The sequence below is a fragment of the Komarekiella delphini-convector SJRDD-AB1 genome, assembly GCF_014831675.1.
In the GTDB taxonomy this organism is placed as follows: domain Bacteria; phylum Cyanobacteriota; class Cyanobacteriia; order Cyanobacteriales; family Nostocaceae; genus Komarekiella.
Window position 1 is genome coordinate 30598 of sequence record NZ_VJXY01000040.1, and the last position, 18280, is coordinate 48877.

General features: G+C 43.6%; 16 protein-coding genes. 4 read left to right on the forward strand and 12 right to left on the reverse strand.

The window, feature by feature from the left end; genetic code table 11:
• Positions 1-20: 20 nt before the first annotated feature.
• From FNW02_RS27055 to FNW02_RS27065, 3 genes are all read right to left on the reverse strand, one after another.
• Positions 21-761, reverse strand: a complete 741-nt coding sequence (locus FNW02_RS27055) for an SDR family oxidoreductase (protein WP_191760571.1) — start codon at positions 759-761, stop codon at positions 21-23.
• 97 nt (positions 762-858) lie between these two features.
• Positions 859-4029, reverse strand: a complete 3171-nt coding sequence (locus FNW02_RS27060; RefSeq protein ID WP_191760572.1) for an efflux RND transporter permease subunit — start codon at positions 4027-4029, stop codon at positions 859-861.
• Positions 4030-4248: 219 nt separating this feature from the next.
• Positions 4249-5565, reverse strand: a complete 1317-nt coding sequence (locus FNW02_RS27065; RefSeq protein WP_191760573.1) for an efflux RND transporter periplasmic adaptor subunit — start codon at positions 5563-5565, stop codon at positions 4249-4251.
• An 818-nt stretch (positions 5566-6383) separates the two neighbouring features.
• Here FNW02_RS27065 and FNW02_RS27070 point away from each other — a divergent pair.
• Entirely contained in the window at positions 6384-8705 is a 2322-nt protein-coding gene (locus tag FNW02_RS27070; protein WP_225225924.1) for a glycoside hydrolase family 10 protein, read from the forward strand.
• A 14-nt stretch (positions 8706-8719) separates the two neighbouring features.
• Here FNW02_RS27070 and FNW02_RS27075 read toward each other — a convergent pair whose 3' ends face one another.
• The 9 genes from FNW02_RS27075 to FNW02_RS27115 all read right to left on the reverse strand — a co-directional run bounded on the left by FNW02_RS27075 (position 8720) and on the right by FNW02_RS27115 (position 16217).
• Positions 8720-9526, reverse strand: coding sequence for a pentapeptide repeat-containing protein (locus tag FNW02_RS27075; protein ID WP_191760574.1), 807 nt, complete (start codon positions 9524-9526; stop codon positions 8720-8722).
• Positions 9527-9536: 10 nt separating this feature from the next.
• Positions 9537-10175 (reverse strand): hypothetical protein, encoded by a 639-nt coding sequence (locus tag FNW02_RS27080; protein ID WP_191760575.1) that lies wholly within the window; start codon positions 10173-10175, stop codon positions 9537-9539.
• Between the two features lie 185 nt (positions 10176-10360).
• Positions 10361-11035, reverse strand: coding sequence for an SDR family oxidoreductase (locus FNW02_RS27085; protein WP_191760576.1), 675 nt, complete (start codon positions 11033-11035; stop codon positions 10361-10363).
• A 55-nt stretch (positions 11036-11090) separates the two neighbouring features.
• Positions 11091-12815 carry an urease subunit alpha gene (ureC, locus tag FNW02_RS27090; protein WP_191760577.1) on the reverse strand — a complete coding sequence of 575 codons (1725 nt, stop codon included), beginning with the start codon at positions 12813-12815 and terminating at the stop codon, positions 11091-11093.
• 132 nt (positions 12816-12947) lie between these two features.
• Positions 12948-13094: a hypothetical protein gene (locus tag FNW02_RS27095; RefSeq protein WP_191760578.1), complete on the reverse strand. Its 147-nt coding sequence runs from the start codon at positions 13092-13094 to the stop codon at positions 12948-12950.
• Positions 13095-13243: 149 nt separating this feature from the next.
• A complete protein-coding gene (locus FNW02_RS27100) occupies positions 13244-13633 on the reverse strand; it encodes a type II toxin-antitoxin system VapC family toxin (protein ID WP_191760579.1) in 390 nt (129 codons plus the stop codon).
• Positions 13623-13850 carry a hypothetical protein gene (locus FNW02_RS27105; RefSeq protein ID WP_191760580.1) on the reverse strand — a complete coding sequence of 76 codons (228 nt, stop codon included), beginning with the start codon at positions 13848-13850 and terminating at the stop codon, positions 13623-13625. Before FNW02_RS27105 ends, FNW02_RS27100 begins: the two co-directional genes overlap by 11 nt.
• Positions 13851-14110: 260 nt before the next feature.
• Positions 14111-14614 (reverse strand): hypothetical protein, encoded by a 504-nt coding sequence (locus tag FNW02_RS27110; protein WP_191760581.1) that lies wholly within the window; start codon positions 14612-14614, stop codon positions 14111-14113.
• 205 nt (positions 14615-14819) lie between these two features.
• Positions 14820-16217 carry an amidohydrolase family protein gene (locus tag FNW02_RS27115; RefSeq protein WP_191760605.1) on the reverse strand — a complete coding sequence of 466 codons (1398 nt, stop codon included), beginning with the start codon at positions 16215-16217 and terminating at the stop codon, positions 14820-14822.
• 79 nt (positions 16218-16296) lie between these two features.
• On the opposite strand from FNW02_RS27115, the gene FNW02_RS27120 reads away from it, so the two are divergent.
• The 3 genes from FNW02_RS27120 to FNW02_RS27130 all read left to right on the forward strand — a co-directional run bounded on the left by FNW02_RS27120 (position 16297) and on the right by FNW02_RS27130 (position 18224).
• Positions 16297-17091: a cysteine hydrolase family protein gene (locus FNW02_RS27120; protein ID WP_191760582.1), complete on the forward strand. Its 795-nt coding sequence runs from the start codon at positions 16297-16299 to the stop codon at positions 17089-17091.
• Positions 17092-17547, forward strand: a complete 456-nt coding sequence (locus FNW02_RS27125; protein ID WP_191760583.1) for a cupin domain-containing protein — start codon at positions 17092-17094, stop codon at positions 17545-17547.
• A gap of 476 nt (positions 17548-18023) precedes the next feature.
• Positions 18024-18224 (forward strand): hypothetical protein, encoded by a 201-nt coding sequence (locus FNW02_RS27130; RefSeq protein ID WP_191760584.1) that lies wholly within the window; start codon positions 18024-18026, stop codon positions 18222-18224.
• The last annotated feature ends 56 nt before the right edge of the window (positions 18225-18280 follow it).

Consider the following 18280-nt stretch of genomic DNA (forward strand, 5'->3'; position numbering starts at 1 on the left):
CTAATAACTCTTTGATCAACTCAAACGATTCCACCGTTTACACGGATGTTTTGCCCAGTTATCCATCGGGCTTCGTCACTAGCGAGAAATGCTACCACATCGGCGATTTCTTGCACGTCTCCAAGTCTGCCAAATGCGGCCATTTGAGCTAAACGGTCGATTTGTTCTTGTGTTTTGCCTTCTCGAAACAGTTCTGTATCGGTGGGGCCAGGAGAAACAACATTAACTGTAATACTTTTTGCTCCCAACTCTTTGGCTAATACTCGCGTGATTTGTTCAACAGCACCTTTAGTTGCTACATAGGCACTATAAGTTGGCAGCATCATTGCCGTAGTGGATGAAGAAAAGTTGATAATGCGTCCCTCTTCTGCCATGTGTTGCGCGGCTTGTTGACAAGCAAAATAAGTGCCTTTGACATTAATTGCAAAAATTTTGTCAAAATCTGCTTCTGTAACCTGAGTAATTGGCTGATAAGTTGCAATTCCGGCATTGTTTACCAAAATATCAATTTTACCAAAGTGGTTAATTGTTTGCTCAAACAACCGTTGAATATCAGCTACTTTGCTCACATCAGCTTGTACAGAAATTGCCTTTACTCCCAGCTTTTCAATTTCTGCAACAACTTCTTGCGCTTTGTCTGCATTACTCGCAAAATTGACGACAACAGACGCACCGTTACCAGCTAATTTAAGGGCGATCGCTCGTCCAATTCCCCGTGATGCGCCAGTAATAATTGCAACTTTTCCAGCTGATTTTGCCATAGATTTACTTAATTAAATCAGTAGTCAGTGCTGAGTCAACAGTCAAGGGTCAAGAGGCAGTAGTTATTTATTTCCCCATTCCCCTACTCCCCCCACCTCACAGATGGCTAGCAGAAGGAACTTTCTCATCATGACTAGAATCTAGCTGCTGAGGCTGACGACGTGGACTCATGCGATCGCGAATGTTGCCAATTACGATATATAAAATTGGTACGATAAACAGACTCAAGAAAGTTGAGACAATCATGCCGCCAGCCACGGCTGTGCCAAGAGATCTTCTACTGGCTGCGCCTGCGCCTTCAGGATTGACCAATGGCCAAATACCCAGAATAAAAGATAAGGAAGTCATGAGAATAGGTCGCAAGCGCTCTTGTGAAGCTTGGATTGCGGCTTTGGTCAGCGATAGACCTTGATCTCGTAGTTGGTTGGCAAATTCTACAATCAAAATGGCATTTTTACTTGCCAGACCAATCAACATCACTAGACCAACTTGACAAAATACATCGTTGGCTAGACCCCGCATCGACTGCGCCAATAATGCCCCCAAGATAGCTAGGGGAACTGACAACATAATAATCACTGGGTCAACATAGTTCTCATACTGAGCAGCCAGCACGAGGAAGACGAAGACAAGTCCCAATCCAAAAATTAATGGCGCTAAACCTCCAGACTGCTTTTCTTCAGCGGTAATCCCTGCCCATTCGTAGCCCATACTTGCAGGTAAAACCTCCTTTGCCAGTCCCTCCATTGCTGTGGTTGCTTGTCCAGAACTGTAACCAGGAGCCGCGGAGCCATTAATTTCAATTGAGCGGAACAAGTTGAAGTGATTAATCGTTTGCGCTCCGGTAGCAGGAGTAAGTTTCACCAAATTGCTCAGGGCAATCATCTGATTGTTGGCAGAGCGAACGTATAATTTACCGATGTCCTCTGGGTTGGAGCGGAATTGAGCGTCTGCTTGGATATACACCCGGTAAGTCCGCTGTAGCAAATTAAAGTCGTTAACATACCGCGAACCTAAGTAACTCTGTAGGGTATTAAAGATATCGTCTACGTCTACTTGCAAAGATTTGGCTTTATTGCGGTCTACTTCAATCAATATTTGAGGTGTATTTGCACTAAAAGTGCTAAACACAGCTTGTAATCCTGGTGTCTGATTACCGCGCTCTAGCAACTGACCCATAGTTTGCAACAGGTTATCTAAGCCGCTGTTACCTCTTCTGTCTTGTAGTTGAAATTGAAAACCGCCAAAACTGCCTAAACCTTGAATAGATGGCGGATTAACTGGGAAAATTCTTGCTTCGGGAATTGCCGATAGCACTCCTGTCAACTTGCCAATGATAGCCTGCGCTGACTGCTCCGGTTCGTGGCGATCGCCCCAAGGCTTGAGGGTGGTAAAAATCGCCCCACTGTTGGCAGAGTTGCCACTAAAACCAAAGCCACCGATGGCAAAAGTACCTGTAACTTCAGGCAATTTCAGGATTTCTTTTTCTACCTGAGCCATGACTTTGCTGGTGTAGTTAAGCGAAACTCCTTCTGGGCCTTGGATAATGGTGATGAAATAGCCTTGGTCATCATCGGGGATAAATGCTGTGGGTACGCGAGTGTAAAGCCAGCCTGTCAGCCCCAAGGACAAGATAAATAGCAGCACAACGATCGCTTTTACCCGGTTGAGACGGTAGAGCGATCGCTCATACTTTCTACGTGTCCAATCAAGAAACCTGTTAATTCTTTCAAAAATCCAGCCTAACCAACCACGTGGTTTTTGTCCTGGCCGCAGCAGCATGGCTGAGAGCGAGGGAGTCAAAGTTAGTGCCAGAAAGGTAGAAATCAACATCGAAAAGGCGATCGTGAGCGCAAATTGCTTATATATCTGTCCCGTAGATCCTGGAAAGAATGCAACGGGGATAAATACAGCCATTAGCACCAAAGAAGTTGCAATTACTGCTCCAAACAGTTCCTTCATGGACTCAGAAGCAGCTTGGCGAGGCGACATCCCCTCCTCAATTAAGCGAGAGATATTTTCGACTACAATAATTGCGTCATCAACCACTAACCCAGTTGCCAAGGTTAAACCAAACATGGTCAGGGTGTTGATGGAAAATCCGAAAACTTTGATGAAGGCAAAAGTGCCAACCAAGGTTAAGGGAATGACAATCACGGGAATCAATGTGGTGCGCCAGTCTTGTAAGAAGATGTAAATCACCAAGACCACAAGAGCGATCGCTTCTATTAAAGTCTTGATCACTTCTGCTAGAGACGCTTCCACAAAGAGCGTTGTGTCAAAGGCTACTTCATACTCTAGTCCCGGCGGAAAACTTTGCCCCAGTCGTACCATTTCAGCTTTCACTGCTTTAGCAACTTCTAAAGCATTACTCCCTGGAGTGGGAAATATCCCCATACCCACACCCTCATTGCCTTTAAATCGCAAAAAAGTGCTGTAATTTTCCGCTCCCAGTTCCGTCCGGCCCACATCTTTCAACTTAATTAGTGTGCCATCCTCACCGGTCTTGATCACCATGTCAGCAAATTCTGTTGCCTCACTCAACCTACCAAGAGCTTGCAAATCTATTTGATACATCTGCTCCGGCACTGTTGGCTGCTGCCCGATTTGCCCAGCACCCACCTGTAAGTTTTGTTCATCTAGCGCATCGATCACATCCTGGGCAGTAAGGTTACGACTAGCAAGGCGGTTGGGGTCGAGCCATAGACGCATAGCATAGCGACGTTCACCAAAAATCTGTACCTGACCTACACCCTTAATTCTTTTGAGGGCATCTACTACGTATAGATCAGCGTAATTACTTAGAAATACATTGTCATAGTCTTTGTTATCTGAGTACAGCCCAATCGCCAAAAGAATGTTGTTAGACTGCTTATTAACGACCACTCCAGTTCGCTGCACAACTTCTGGTAACAGCGGTTCGGCTAGAGACACACGATTTTGCACATCGACCGCTGCAATATCTTTATTGCGCGATGCATCAAATGTAACTGTAATCGTACTTGTGCCATTGTTACTGCTACTTGAGGTCATATATTTCATGCCCTCAACGCCATTAATTTGCCGCTCTAAGATCGTCGTAACTGTATTTTCTACAACCTCAGCAGTAGCACCGACATAGTTAGCAGTAACATTAATTTGAGTCGGGCTGATTTCTGGATATTGATCTGTAGGCAATGTTGGAATACTAATTGCTCCTACCAGCAGAATGATAATAGCGCAGACACTTGTAAATACAGGTCGCTTAATAAAGAAGTCAACAAACATGGGTATTGGGTATTGGGGATTGGGTATTAGGGATTAGGGATTGGGTATTGGGGATTGGGTATTGGGGATTGGGTATTAGGGATTAAGTATTAGGTATTGGGTATTAGGGATTAGGGATTGGGATTATTTATTCACCTCGTCCCCCAGTCCCCAGTCCCCAGTCCCCAGTCCCCAGTCCCCAGTCCCCAGTCCCCAGTCCCCAGTCCCCAGCAAACATTTCTAAGATTCTGGAACGATTGGAACACCATCCCTAAGATTAAGCAACCCTGAGATAATAATTTTCTCTTCTGGCTGTAATCCTTCAAGAACTTGGTAATTGTTACCTCTGATATCGCCTAGCTTCACCCGCTTTTGTCTAGCTACTTGTTGAGACACACCTTCAGGAGATTTTTCTGTTTGAACTACATAGGCAAAAGTTTCTCCAGCCACACGAGTTACTGCTGTCGTTGGGATTAAGACTCCAGACCGCTGATTCCAGATCACTCTAGCTCGTACCAATTGATCTGCACGTAGCTGACCTTTAGAGTTGTTGAAAAGTGCTTTTATCTGTATTGATTGCGTATTATAGCTGACGTTAGGAGCAATGAAAAAGACTCTACTAGTACCCAGGCTTTGTCCTTGAGCATTCATGATCTCTACTGGCATTCCTTTACGCAATTGCGATCCCCGTTCTAGTGGCACAGAGATTTGAACTTCTAAAGGTCGGTTTTGAGTGATGGTAGCTAATTGTGTAGAAGTATTAACGAAATCACCAACTTTCACTGGAATGTCGCCAACTGTGCCATCAAAGGGAGCGGTAATTTTGTAGTACTGAAGCTGGACTTGTTGTCCTCTAGTATTTGCATCAGCTTGCAGCAAGGCTTTTTCAGCCTGTAATATTGTGGCTTTTTGTGCTTGAATCCGAGAATCAATTGCACCGAGTTGAGCTTTAGCTGTGGCGAGCCTGTTAGCATATTGCTCGCTAGTCTGTCGAGACACGGCTCCTTGATCTGCTAGGTCAGAATATCTTTTGTAATCTTGCTGGTTCAACTGCACATCAGCAACGTTAGATAGTCGTTCTGCTTCCAGGGATTTGAGTGTAGCGCGAGCATTCTCCAACTGAGCCACAGATGCTTGAGCCGCAGCATTAATCCCACTGAGTGCAGCTTGTTGTTCTCTGGGATCTACTTGGATAATTGCTGCTCCTGCTGTAACTGGATCTCCTGATCTGACAAATATTTGGGTGACTTGACCCTGAATTCTGGGCTGGAGGCTGACAGAGCGCCGGGATTCTAGGCTAGCAATAAAATCTGAACTTTCCTCAATTGTGCCAGTTTGTACTGTCGATAGCTTTACTCTCACTCCTGGAGGTTGAGCATTAGCAGTTGCGGGTGCTGAATCTGGATTGAGTAAACGCCATATTACAGCTGCTCCGCCCCCAAACACTAGTAGTACAGCTAACAATAACCAAAGCCACCGCCGTTTTCTAGGAGGTGGCTCAAATGAGGTTTGTGGAATATTTTCTTCAAGATCAGTTTGAGGCTCAGGGGATGTCATGGCTTACGAAGAACCTAAAGAACAAATTAACTTGAACTTAATGATGATTTTATCTATCGGTATTAAAATTACTTATTTAGCATGAGGTTTTGTAGCAAGTTATGTGTTATCCCATCCAAATATACATGGTTATAATTTTGTCTAAATCTACCGAAAGGTCAATGGTAAAATCAAACTCCAAAATGATGTGATTACGTTATAGTTTCAAAAATTGCCTAAAATATTCTAATTTTGCTATAATAGTGCGTTTTTAATTCTCAAGATCGGCATAGAAACAAAAACATAAGGATTACCTAATTCAAGCTGGAAAAAGTTATCAAACTTCAACAGCGATTATTCGCTTGATGTTTTTGTCGTCAAGAAAATAATTTTTTATTTTTTAAATGTAATTTAACTTTGTATCAAGTTTAAATTAATAATTCATTTTTAACAGTATGAAAAAGTCATAGGTCGTAAGGTTTTTAAAATGTCATTTATATTAATTTATATAAAATATGTGGGTAAAAGTCTGAAAATGTCATATTGAGTTTTGTTAAATAATGAAATTAAGAGACATCTTTGTTTTGCGATCGCATAATTTTCAGATGACTGTTATAATCCTTTTTTTCCTTGAATTTGATTTGGGAATACTTGAAAACTAACCCTTTCAAGGTGACTCGTAAAATCTCGTTTGCAATATTTCTATTTGGCACTACTAACTCTATAGCTGCGTCAACTATTTTGCAGTTAAATTACTGTATGAGTTCTCCTGGTGTAGTAATTTAACGTTTATATGCAATGAAGTATAACCAATTAATCTCATTTAGTAAGCAGAAGTAATGACAACTCAGTTTTGGAAAAAAAGCATAGAAATAAATGCTACTCTAACTAACTTACTATTTAAGCCTGTGCATAGACGCGTACTCCTAGGTCTAAGCAAACTACGCATAGCGTCTGTCTACGACACGCTGCGCGAACGTACAAAAGTAGCTGATTGCCAGACATCGCCTTTTATTCATCAAGGTTGGTGGTTTTTGAGAAAGCGTATGCTGCCATTATTATGTTTGATATCATTTGTTGCAGTATTGCTACTTAACAACCTTACCCCTGTCATTGCCCAACTACCGCCTCAACTTCGTCAGGAAATTAGGGGAGTATGGCTAAGTGGTAACGATTTTAGCGTTTTCAGAAATCGTTCACAGGTACAAGCAGCCATGAGCCAACTGCGGCAGTTAAACTTTAATACTGTTTATCCCGTAGTGTGGAACGATGGTTATACACAATACCCTAGCGCCATAACGCAAAAAATGGGTATCCCTTTTTTCTTCAAAGGAGTAGATGGACAAGATGTAATTGCAGACATCATCAGCCAAGCCCGCAGCCAAGGGCTACTAGCAATACCCTGGTTTGAATTTGGTTTCATGATTCCTCTAACTTCGGAACTCGCTTCGCAGCATCCAGATTGGCTAACACAAAAGCAGGATGGGACTCAAACTTCAATTAGTGCTGCGGGTGAAGTTGCATGGTTGAATCCCTTTCACCCCGAAGTACAAAAGTTTATCAGAGAGCTCGTCACAGAAGTTATCACTCAATACGATGCTGATGGCGTTCAATTTGACGACCACATGAGTTTACCTGTGGATTTTGGTTACGATAAGTACACCATTAGTCTATATACTCAAGAAAATGGCAATCCTCCCCCACCCAATCCCCAAGCCCAAGCATGGATAAAATGGCGGGCAGATAAAATTACTGCATTCATGGTAGACCTCCACCAAACTGTGAAAGCCAGAAAACCGAATGCCATCTTCTCAGTTTCTCCCAATTACTATGATTTTGCCTACAAGCTGCAACTACAAGACTGGCTCAACTGGGTACGGTTGGGTATTGTCGATGAGTTGGTTATGCAAGTGTACCGTAATGATTTAGAAAGTTTTATCGGTCAAATTACCCGCCCAGAAATTTTAGAAACACAACAAATTATTCCAACTGGTATCGGTATTATGGCGGGGTTACGAAATCGCCCAGTTTCGATACAACAAATCCAATCCCAGGTACAAGCAGCGCATCAACGCGGTTTAGGTATCGGCTTTTTCTACTACGAAAGCCTTTGGGATATTGCACCTGAACCAGCAGCACAACGACAATCAGCATTTGCGGCTCTTTTCCCAAATTCAGCGTTGCGCGACATCTCTCAAAATATACCTCGCCAGCCAACTTTTAAGACCATATCGTTACCTTTATATCCAAAACCTTCCCTCGGTCAACGTGTTCGCGGCAATTTTCTGGAAGTAGCAGTAGCAGGTGGTCAGCCAAAGCGTATTTTATTAGATACAGGGTCAGCAGGGCTGCGAGTTCCCAAAGAGTTTTTAGGTAATGCCCCTATCCGCAAAACAGGGCAAAATATCAAGGAGGTATTAAGTGATGGTACTATCCTGGAGGGAGAATTAGTTTATGCAAATGTCCGGTTTGGTTTGATTCCCACCGCCGAACCTGTTCCCATACAGGTTGTTACTAGTCGCCAATGTACTGCACAAAAACCCAAATGTTCAGCAAAGAGTGGTGTGCCATTTTCTGGTATTGTCGGTGTCAACTATTTTGAAAAATCACTTCCTTATAACCCGTTGAGAAAATTACCAGGCAATCTGAGTAACGGATTTATTGTAATTGGCAATGGTGGTAGTAACAGCAATGGCAGCCTAATTCTCGGTTTAACTGCCGATAATCAAGCAGGTTTCAAAATGGCTTCTTGGAGTCAACAACCAGAAATTAATGGTGTACCCGGTAACAGATGGGACTCTCGACTGAGCAAAGTTTGTTTAACTATTGCTGGGAGCTCTGCTAAAAATTCTTGTAATAGCAAAATGATTGCTGATACTGCAACTATTAATGGTTTGACTGAGTTCAAGTCAGCTACCACAGCAGGTAAACTCAAACCAGGATTATTACGTTCAGCAAATGCCGTGAAGGTAGCAATTAATGGCGTTTTTGATTACAACCTAACACCAGGAACCCGCGACGGATTTAATCGCTGGAATTTGAGTGTCTCACCACAAGCAGAAGTTCCTATACTTGTTAATACTGGCATCGCATTTTTTGATAAATATGATGTACTCTTTGACCCAGTTAATGGAAGACAGGGTTTTCGCAGTCGGCGGTAAGGAGTTCTCGTTAATTAATCGTGCCTTGAAGAGTCAGGCATAATTGTCTTTTGAAGATTTACGCCGCTAAGGTTCGCTCCTCTGATGTTAGCTCCTCTAAGGTTCGCTCCTGCTAAGTTCGCTCCTGCTAAGTTCGCTCCGGTGAGGTTACTCCATGCTAAGTTCGCATCGGTCAAGTTAGCCTCACTCAGGTTGGCTCGTAACAAATATGCACCGCTGAAGTGAGCCTTACTCAGATTAGCTTTGTACAGATCAGTTTTGTAAAGGTAGGCCCCCATTGCTTCCACCTCGTAAAGGTTTGCCTCGCTCAAGTTTGCCGCAATCAAGTTAGCTGTGATTAGGTTTGCAAAACTGAGGTTAGTGCGATGAAGCTTTGCTGCGCCTAAATCAGCATCTTTTAAATTAGCGCCTCTCAAGTCAGTGCCAATCAAGTTAGCATCAGTAATCACAGATTTTGTCAGATTTGCCTCACTCAAGTCGGCTCCAATCAGATTGGCATGACTGAGATCTGCCTGTATCAGTGTAGCGCCTCTTAAGTTAGCAATAGTGAAGTTAGCGGCACTCAGGTTAGCTTCAATAAGAATTGCTTTGTAGAGGTTAGCGCTGCTGAGGTCAGCACCACTAAGGTTTGCTCGCACAAGTAAAGCATTACCTAAATCTGCCTTGTTCAAGTTGCTCCCTTGGAGGTTTGCACCTCTGAGATTATTACCTTGCAGGTTTGCAGCGCTAAGGTCTGGTTCAATCTGGAGATTTTTCTGTCTCCACTCAATCCATTTAACTGCACCTGCTTTGAGTAAAGCCAGATGCTCTCGATTTGCCATTTTTTATCCTTTACTCCTGACGTCCACTCTGAGCAACCCGTCCAGCTACATTTTCAATCGCCGCTAATGCTCCCGCCGCACCTGCAAGAATATCTCGTTCTTGTCCACCTAAGTAAAGCCTTCCAAAACTACCTACAGCTTGAACCTCAAGAATATTAATCGATGCTGCTTTCTCTGCTTCATTCGCAGCTAGTGCAGCATAAGCAGCAGGTTCAACTTCTAATACATATAGTGTTTGTCCTGCTAATAATAGCTGTCCCCGTCGCGTGCGATTGATCAGTTGTGTTTGGTAAGCATCAATGTTGCGGATAATTTGGGTAGAAACGACACGCGGTTTTAAACATTCTTCTTTTTTAACTCCTAATGTCGCCAAAATTGCTTGACCAGCAGCTCGCGTTTCTCCTTGAGAGGCAGAATGAACTTCTAATAGACCATACAGGCGTTCAACTACTTGTACTCCTGGACGAACAGAAGCAGACTTGAGCGCTACATCAGTAATTTTATTGATTTCGATGCCAGGGGAGATTTCAATCCACAATGATGTATCTCCTGGTAATGGTAAAAAACCTTGGGCTACTGTTCCTATGTATGCTGCATGTTGAGGTTGCAGGCTGTCGAGAAAGACGAAACTGCGTAGTTCGATTCCCAAGGTGTCGCTCTCCAGTCATAAGGGTAAAAGTTATCTATTGCAATCTATGAGTGTAACGTTAAACTACCATCTGAATTTGTCGTGTGGCGATCGCAAGCTTACAGCAACCTTGTAGTCATTACAATGCCAGTCCTGCTCTTGACTTCTGTACAGACGCGATCAATCGCGTCTCTACTCTTATCTAATTAATCCAAACTAAATTCTGGAAGCTCTGATTGCCCAAATAGCATATTTCGATCCACTGCTGACAAAACTTTATTGTTAGCACGATCAGAATTTAAACACCGACAAACTAACTGCGCGACATCTGCACGATTAATAGTGCCAATAATGCGTGGATCTTCACTTAAAATGCCATTACCCGTTGCTGGATCAGATTTTAGTCCGCCAGGACGAATGATTGTGTAGGTTAGTCCACTAGCAATTAAATATTGTTCAGCTTTGTCCTTCTCGGCTAAAACAGGCCCCAGTGTTTGCAAAACTTGGGGAGGCACAGCAACGGCACTATTACCAGTACCAATTGAAGATACAAGAATAAATTTTTTCGCTCCAGCTTTGAGAGCCGCATCGATCAGATTTTTATTACCAAAGTAATCTGGTCTTTGAGCGTCTGTAGGTAAGCCGCCAAGTGTACTGATAACGGCGTGGATAGGTTCTGTCAGAATTGCACGTTCTACATCATCAACATTCAAGGCATCTCCCAAAACTACCTGAATACCCATTGCTTCAAGTTCAGCAGCACTAGCTTCTGTTCTCAGAAGTGCTTTTACTTTTAGCGATTGTGCTGTTAAATATGTGGCAATTTCTCTACCAACGCCGCGACTTGCTCCAGCCAGAAAAATGTCAGATGCACTTGTCATATTGATTTGGGATTTTTGGTTATTTAGACAAAGTTATTTCACTACTAACAAATCATTAAAACAAGAAGTAGCGCTGGGCCATAGGTAAATTAGCAGCAGGTTCACAAGTTAACAATTCCCCATTGGCTCTGACTTCGTAGGTTTCTGGGTTAACTTCAATGTGTGGAGTAGCATCGTTGTGTTTCAAATCCTTTTTGCTCACATTACGGGTATTAGAAACAGCTGCGGTTCGAGTGGTTAAGCCAAGTTGTTCAGGTATACCTCTATTCAAAGCTTCTTGAGAAATGAAGGTAATTGAGGTAGCGCCAATGGCCCCGCCAAAAGCGCCAAACATTGGACGCATGTGAACGGGTTCGGGGGTAGGAATACTGGCATTAGGGTCGCCCATTTGTGCCCAAACAATCATTCCTCCTTTAATAACAAGCTCTGGTTTTACGCCAAAAAAGGCAGGTTTCCATAAACACAAATCAGCTAATTTCCCTTCTTCAATGGAACCGACGTAATCAGCAATTCCATGAGCGATCGCAGGATTAATCGTGTATTTTGCAATATAGCGCTTAGCCCTAAAGTTATCATTGTTTGAGGAACTTTTCTCAGGAGATAATGGCCCTCTCTGGACTTTCATCTTGTGAGCAGTTTGCCAAGTCCGTAGAATTACTTCCCCTACCCTGCCCATTGCTTGGGAATCGGAAGCCATAATGCTAATAACGCCTAGATCGTGCAAAATATCCTCAGCTGCGATCGTTTGTGGGCGAATTCTAGAATCGGCAAATTTGACATCTTCCTCAATGTTCGGATCAAGGTGATGGCACACCATCAACATATCCTTGTGTTCAGCTAAGGTATTGATGGTGTAGGGGCGAGTGGGATTTGTCGAAGCAGGTAGAACATAATCGTATTGGCAGACTTTTAAAATATCAGGCGCATGTCCACCACCTGCACCCTCGGTGTGGAAAGTGTGAATTACACGTTCTTCAAAAGCGGCAATTGTTTTTTCCACAAATCCTGCTTCGTTGAGGGTGTCAGTGTGAATGGCGACTTGTACATCATATTCATCAGCAACATTAAGACAAGTACGAATCGCCTCCGGCGTGGTTCCCCAGTCTTCATGCAGCTTTAAACCGATGACTCCAGCCGCAACTTGTTGGACTAAGCCATCACGTACACTGGCATTACCTTTGCCCAAGAAACCGATGTTTACAGGAAAAGCATCAGCCGCTTGTAACATGCGGTGAATGTGCCAAGGGCCAGGGGTGCAAGTGGTGGCGGTAGTACCAGCCGCCGGGCCTGTACCACCACCAATCATGGTTGTAGTTCCAGAGGCGATCGCGGTTTCGATTTGTTGGGGACAAATAAAGTGAATGTGGGTGTCAATGGCTCCCGCTGTAACAATTCTGCCTTCTCCGGCTATAACTTCCGTGCCTGGCCCAATGATAATATCGATATTATCTTGAATATTGGGATTGCCTGCTTTCCCAATTTTGAAAATTTTCCCGCCTTTAATGCCAATATCGGCTTTAACGATGCCCCACCAGTCGAGAATCAAGGCGTTGGTAATTACCGTATCTACAGCGTTATCTTTATCGTCACCATTAATGATGGGAGATTGTCCCATACCATCTCGGATCACCTTACCGCCGCCGAATTTTACCTCTTCGCCGTAGGTGGTGTAGTCTCTTTCAACTTCGATAAATAATTCTGTATCAGCAAGACGGACGCGATCGCCAACAGTCGGGCCGAACATGGCCGCATAGTCTTGTCGTTTAATCCGATAGCTCATGTTTTTCCTTCTAATTAAGTAAATGAAATTTATTGATTTAACTTTCTCATAGAGCAGTAATTATTATCTAACTCTGCGTTTCTTTGTGTTTTACAACAGAATGTAAAACTAATAAACCTCAGCATCATTCAACTAGACATAATCGGCTAGTGTTGTGCGTAGGCGTAGCCTGTTGTAGCGAAAAGTAGAAGCGGCGGCTTCCGCCGTTAGCTTGCGGAGTGCGAGTCGCAGCGTAAAGCCTGCGGCATAGCTTTGCTTAGAGCGAGGCAGGAGCGTCACTTTTCAAGACAGACATCGCTCAAGTATCCAATTTTTTATAAGATGTTCAACGGCAGTACAACGGTTAAAGGCCAACGGCGGCAGGCAATTCCGTTTTCACTGTTAACCTCTGTTTCATCCGGTGCAACATGGTTGTTAGGCGATAATACTCACCAACCTACTATTTGCAAATTCTCAACTTCCTGGAAATGGGCATCGCGTGTTACTAAGGTCAACTCATACTGCAATGCCAGGGCTGCAATCCAAATATCATTCTCAGGCAATGGACGCCCTCTGAGCCTTAGCTTGTTTTTGACCTCACCATATTGATGAGCGGTTTCGGCATCACACACAAGCACAGTGCTGTTAGCAACCAACTCATCAACTCTTGTTAGATTCTCTTGAGGTCGTCTTGATTTTCTTGCACCATAATATAACTCCCCGATTGCAATGCTTGGGATAAAAACCTCATCAGCTTGGGCAAGGTTATTTTTGATTACTGCTTCATCTGCAAAGAGAGCAATGATGATATTGGTGTCCAGCAAGTATCTACCACTCATTGGCATCAACTTGCTCACAGCCTTGCTCGATTGCCTCACGCATTAACTGGAGATCATCGGGTGGTATTGAACCTGCAAAAGGTAGCAATTGTTGCCCTGGAGTACCTCGAACTTGAGATTTGGCTAGGATTCGAGCAAATTCGAGTACCCGCCATTGCAGGTGTTGTGGCATCACTCTTAGTTGCTCGATTACTTCGTCGATGATGGATATGTTCATTTTGTCCTCCTATCCATCATCCTACACCGCCTTAAGATGTGCAGCTGGAGATGCATTCTTTGATAAACTCATAGATGAGCTTAACAAAAGTGCGTAGGCGTAGCCCGTCGTAGCGAAAAGTCGGAGCGGCGGCTTGCGCCGTTAGCGTAGCGATAGCGAGTCTGCAAGCGTCTCTGTTAGCGCAGCGCTAGCGAGGAACGAGCGTCCGCAGGAGCGTCACTTTTCAAGACAGACATCGCTCAAACACTGAATCAACAATTTCAACAATGTCGGGACTTACACCTTTCCTTTTTTTTGACTAGTCCAGGATCAACCTTTTTCAGGTAATCTCGAAATATTTGATGTGCAGTTTTATGGTCGCCTTCTGGAGTCATGTCGCATAACCACCATATAAGGCTACTTTGATAGCACCTTGGTTGATCTGTTGCAATTAACCGACCAAGGTGTTCACAATTCCAACCAAAGAAAGTGTATTCCCAACTAGCAAAAACATGAAGGGCTTGTTTAAGCCGCTCAATTGTTTGCTTTGGCTCAAAAGCGATATGGTCAATACCAAGAACGAATTTTGCTTCTTTTCTTTCAAATGGACACAACCCACTACCTGTATCAAAAATATGTATATCTGACATACCAATCCCGTAATGCCAGAACGGATCGGATGGATTCTGCCAGTTTAGTAAACGTCCGTATCGCTTACTCCAAGGGTCAGCAAGACGCTCGATTGCTTCTATTCTGTTCCCAATTTGGTCTAGAGATAACGGCATACATGAAGACGGATTTACTAGCTACTGGTAATTTAGCACTTTTATCCCTAATAGGTTGAGGATTTATTAATCTGGCGTCGCTGAATCATGGGATGATTTCGCTCAATTTGGAACGAATTTTCAATGGTTTCAACCGCCAATTCATCCCGCATTTATGCAACGCCATTAATCTTTCTGTGCATCTAACTCTGCGTTCTTTTGTGTTTTACAACCCTATGACTGTGCGATAATGCGCTTCAATTTGTGCCACGGTTTGAGACTTGCGTGTTGTCTCCCATTGACTGCGGTTAAATAATTCTTGCCGCAATTCGTCAACATCAACTGTGGTAACTTTACCATCAGCAATAACTTGCTTACCATTCACCCAAGTACTATTTACAACATTAGTAGGACGCCCTAAAACTAACAAACCAATGGGATCTGTACGGGGTAGTAATGATAAATTTGTGAGGTCATAAAGTACTAAATCGGCTTGTTTTCCTGGGGTGAGGGAACCAAGTTTATCTGCTATATTCAGTCCCTTCGCGCCTCCCAAGGACGCCATTTCTACCGCTTGCCGGGGCGTAATCCAGTGCTGATAATCTGAATCTGTAACGTTGTGCAAAATGGAACCAATTTTGATGGCTTCTAGTAAGTCTTGGGAGTCATTGCTGGAAGCGCCATCACAACCAAAAGTTACGTTTACCCCAGCTTGCCGATATTTTAAAATTGGGGCAATGCCACTGCCTAAACGCAGATTACTCAAAGGATTGTGAACGACTGTAGATTGAGTTTGGGCGAGGATGGCGATGTCAGCATCATTTAAGTGGACACAATGAGCTAGTGTTGTGCGATCGCTTAAGTACCCGATTCTTTTAAGATGTTCAACAGCAGTACAACCGTATTTTTCTTCGGCAAGTTTTTCCTGTGCCCTGGTTTCCAGTAAATGAGAGTGACGACAGAGATTATAACGTGAGCTTAACTCAATACAGCCTTCAAACAAAGCATCAGTACACAACTGAATTCCTGTTGGGGCAACTAAAATATTTACACCCTCATCCGGGCGATGAAATTGTCTCACCGCCTCTTCAATGATTTCCAGTGTGGCCGCAGTTGAGCGAAAATAAGGCTCGTGAGTTTGTGCTGATTCCCCAGATGGCATCCCTGCTGTGAGAGATTCATCTTGAATCAAGGGGGCGATAAAAGCACGAATTCCCACTTCTCTGTAAGCACGAGTTGCGGTGGCAATGGTTTCTAACTCTTGTCCTGGAATTAGCACCAGATGATCTACCACACTCGTACCGCCAGAAAGTAGGGTTTCCACGGCAGTTCCCAAAGCGCTGAGATAAACCTTTTCTAAATCGAGGGGCGCAAAGTCATAAAGTTCCGCTAACCATAATTCTAAAGGCAAGGCTGACATGATCCCGCGTTGCCACATCTCTGATGAGTGGGTGTGGGCGTTAAAGAAGCCAGGAAGCAACAGTTTGTTGTTACCATCAAAGGTAGTACCGACAACATCTAATTCGGCTGCAATGGCGGCAATCTTACCGTCTACAACCTGTACATCTACGGTTGCATAACCATCACGAGCGGCAATCAAAACATTCTGGATAGTGATCACGATTTTAACCTTGATTAAGTAATTGAACGCTCAACAGAATTTCAAGTTACAAAATAAAAAAGGTGTTGGGTGTTGCAATTTTATGAATATGGCTTTTCGGACATTGGGAGTTGCACCAAATGCTTGGACTGTGAATCAAGCGATCGCAGATATTACTCGTCCTCACAAGACCCCACAACCCGTTATCTTATCAACAGAGACTAAAGCCCTGCGCCTAGATTTGGCAAAAACTGCCATTCTCATCATTGATATGCAAAACGACTTCTGTCACCCTGATGGCTGGTTAGCGCATATCGGCGTAGATGTGACTCCGGCGCAAAAGCCTGTCGAGCCTTTAAACAACTTACTTCCTGAACTGCGTGACGCTGGTGTTCCCGTAATTTGGGTCAATTGGGGAAATCGTCCCGATTTACTCAATATCAGTGCCAGTTCGCGTCACGTCTACAACCCCACAGGTAACGGCGTGGGATTGGGCGATCCCCTACCTAGCAATGGTGCTAGGGTACTTATGGCAGGTAGTTGGGCAGCGGCGGTGATAGACGAACTAGAACAGCTACCAGAAGATATTCGTGTGGATAAATACCGCATGAGTGGCTTTTGGGATACTCCTTTAGATAGTATCCTGCGAAATCTGGGAAAAACGACACTATTTTTTGCTGGTGTCAATGCTGATCAGTGTGTGCTAACCACGCTGTGTGACGCCAATTTCTTAGGATATGATTGCGTTTTAGTTAAAGATTGCACAGCTACAACTTCCCCCGAATATTGTTGGCTGGCGACACTATATAACGTGAAACAATGCTTTGGTTTTGTCACTGACTCACAAGCAATTTTAACAGCGCTGAATAATCCTGATTCAACAGGAGGAGATAAATAAATGCACTCTACTCGTTGTGTAATTCCTATTATCAAATCTCCCAAAGATTACCAGGTATATCGCATTAGTCCTACTGACTCGAATCGGTTAGCAATTATCTTTGATTCAACTAATGCTAATACTTCTTTGACTTGCTGCATAGAAATTTTTGATGTTGGTGGACAAACACCGCCAAATCGTCATCAATGGGCGGTGGAAATGTTTTTTGTCCTCAAAGGGGAAGGAATAGCCATGTGTGATGGCAAGATTGCCCAAATCAAAACGGGAGATAGTTTATTAGTGCCTCCCACTGGTACTCATTTGATTAGAAATACAGGTTCCAATCGTTTGTATACGCTGACTGTGATGGTTCCTAATGAAGATTTTTCGGAATTAATTCGCAGTGGTACACCAGTGGAATTAGATGCGGAAGATATGGCAGTGTTGGGGAGATTCGATGCTTTGATGCCTTGTTGAAGAATACAGAATTCAGAATTCAGTAGGGCAGCACAGTTGTGCTACCCTATTATTTTTTGTAGGGTGTGTTATGCCGTAGACTAAGAGGATTTGTAAGAGGATGTTTGAAAAGTCCTCTTTTCAGTAGCAAAATCTTTCAGATCCTCCTAAATCCACGCCACTTGCTCCACTTGGGGAAACCCCAAGACCGCAGTGGCTCCCCTTAAAAAGGGGGACTATGATTCCGGTTCCCTCCTTAGAAAGGGGGGTTGGGGGGGATCAATAAGTGCAAAGATACAGCCAAACACTTTTCAAACAACCTCTAAAGGGCAATATGGTTCAGTTAAGCTCAAAAAATATATTGCGTAGGTTGGGTTGAGGAACGAAACCCAACATTTTCGGTCATTTGTTGGGTTGAACGAAGTGAAACCCAACCTACAATTATCCTTAACTATTATCAGTATTTATGCAAGAGGTCTAATGGATGAACTGGCTACTTGCTCAGATCCCCGACTTCTTCAAGAAGTCGGGGAGAACAAATTAAAGCAGAGTTGGGCTATTTTACGCATGGTTCTAGCTTACTAGACAAAGCGATCGCCTCTGTCCGGGGCCGTGTGGAGATAGACCGTGCAAAAAGCGATCGCTTACAGTTTACTTTTTGGCTTCACTGTAGGAATCTTGATTTGGGGTTGCGATAAACTTTGGCAGTCCCATAAGCACAAGCGCCAGTCATAAGCCCAAGATTATCAGATTC

What these genes read in the sequence shown, in the direction of transcription:
- FNW02_RS27100 (WP_191760579.1), bottom strand. Translation starts at nt 13,633, where the DNA reads ATGAGTGGTAGATACTTGCTGGACACCAATATCATCATTGCTCTCTTT.
- FNW02_RS27125 (WP_191760583.1), top strand. Translation starts at nt 17,092, where the DNA reads ATGCACTCTACTCGTTGTGTAATTCCTATTATCAAATCTCCCAAAGAT.
- FNW02_RS27065 (WP_191760573.1), bottom strand. Translation starts at nt 5,565, where the DNA reads ATGACATCCCCTGAGCCTCAAACTGATCTTGAAGAAAATATTCCACAA.
- FNW02_RS27060 (WP_191760572.1), bottom strand. Translation starts at nt 4,029, where the DNA reads ATGTTTGTTGACTTCTTTATTAAGCGACCTGTATTTACAAGTGTCTGC.
- FNW02_RS27105 (WP_191760580.1), bottom strand. Translation starts at nt 13,850, where the DNA reads ATGAACATATCCATCATCGACGAAGTAATCGAGCAACTAAGAGTGATG.
- ureC (WP_191760577.1), bottom strand. Translation starts at nt 12,815, where the DNA reads ATGAGCTATCGGATTAAACGACAAGACTATGCGGCCATGTTCGGCCCG.
- FNW02_RS27070 (WP_225225924.1), top strand. Translation starts at nt 6,384, where the DNA reads ATGACAACTCAGTTTTGGAAAAAAAGCATAGAAATAAATGCTACTCTA.
- FNW02_RS27120 (WP_191760582.1), top strand. Translation starts at nt 16,297, where the DNA reads ATGAATATGGCTTTTCGGACATTGGGAGTTGCACCAAATGCTTGGACT.
- FNW02_RS27075 (WP_191760574.1), bottom strand. Translation starts at nt 9,526, where the DNA reads ATGGCAAATCGAGAGCATCTGGCTTTACTCAAAGCAGGTGCAGTTAAA.
- FNW02_RS27110 (WP_191760581.1), bottom strand. Translation starts at nt 14,614, where the DNA reads ATGCCGTTATCTCTAGACCAAATTGGGAACAGAATAGAAGCAATCGAG.
- FNW02_RS27055 (WP_191760571.1), bottom strand. Translation starts at nt 761, where the DNA reads ATGGCAAAATCAGCTGGAAAAGTTGCAATTATTACTGGCGCATCACGG.
- FNW02_RS27085 (WP_191760576.1), bottom strand. Translation starts at nt 11,035, where the DNA reads ATGACAAGTGCATCTGACATTTTTCTGGCTGGAGCAAGTCGCGGCGTT.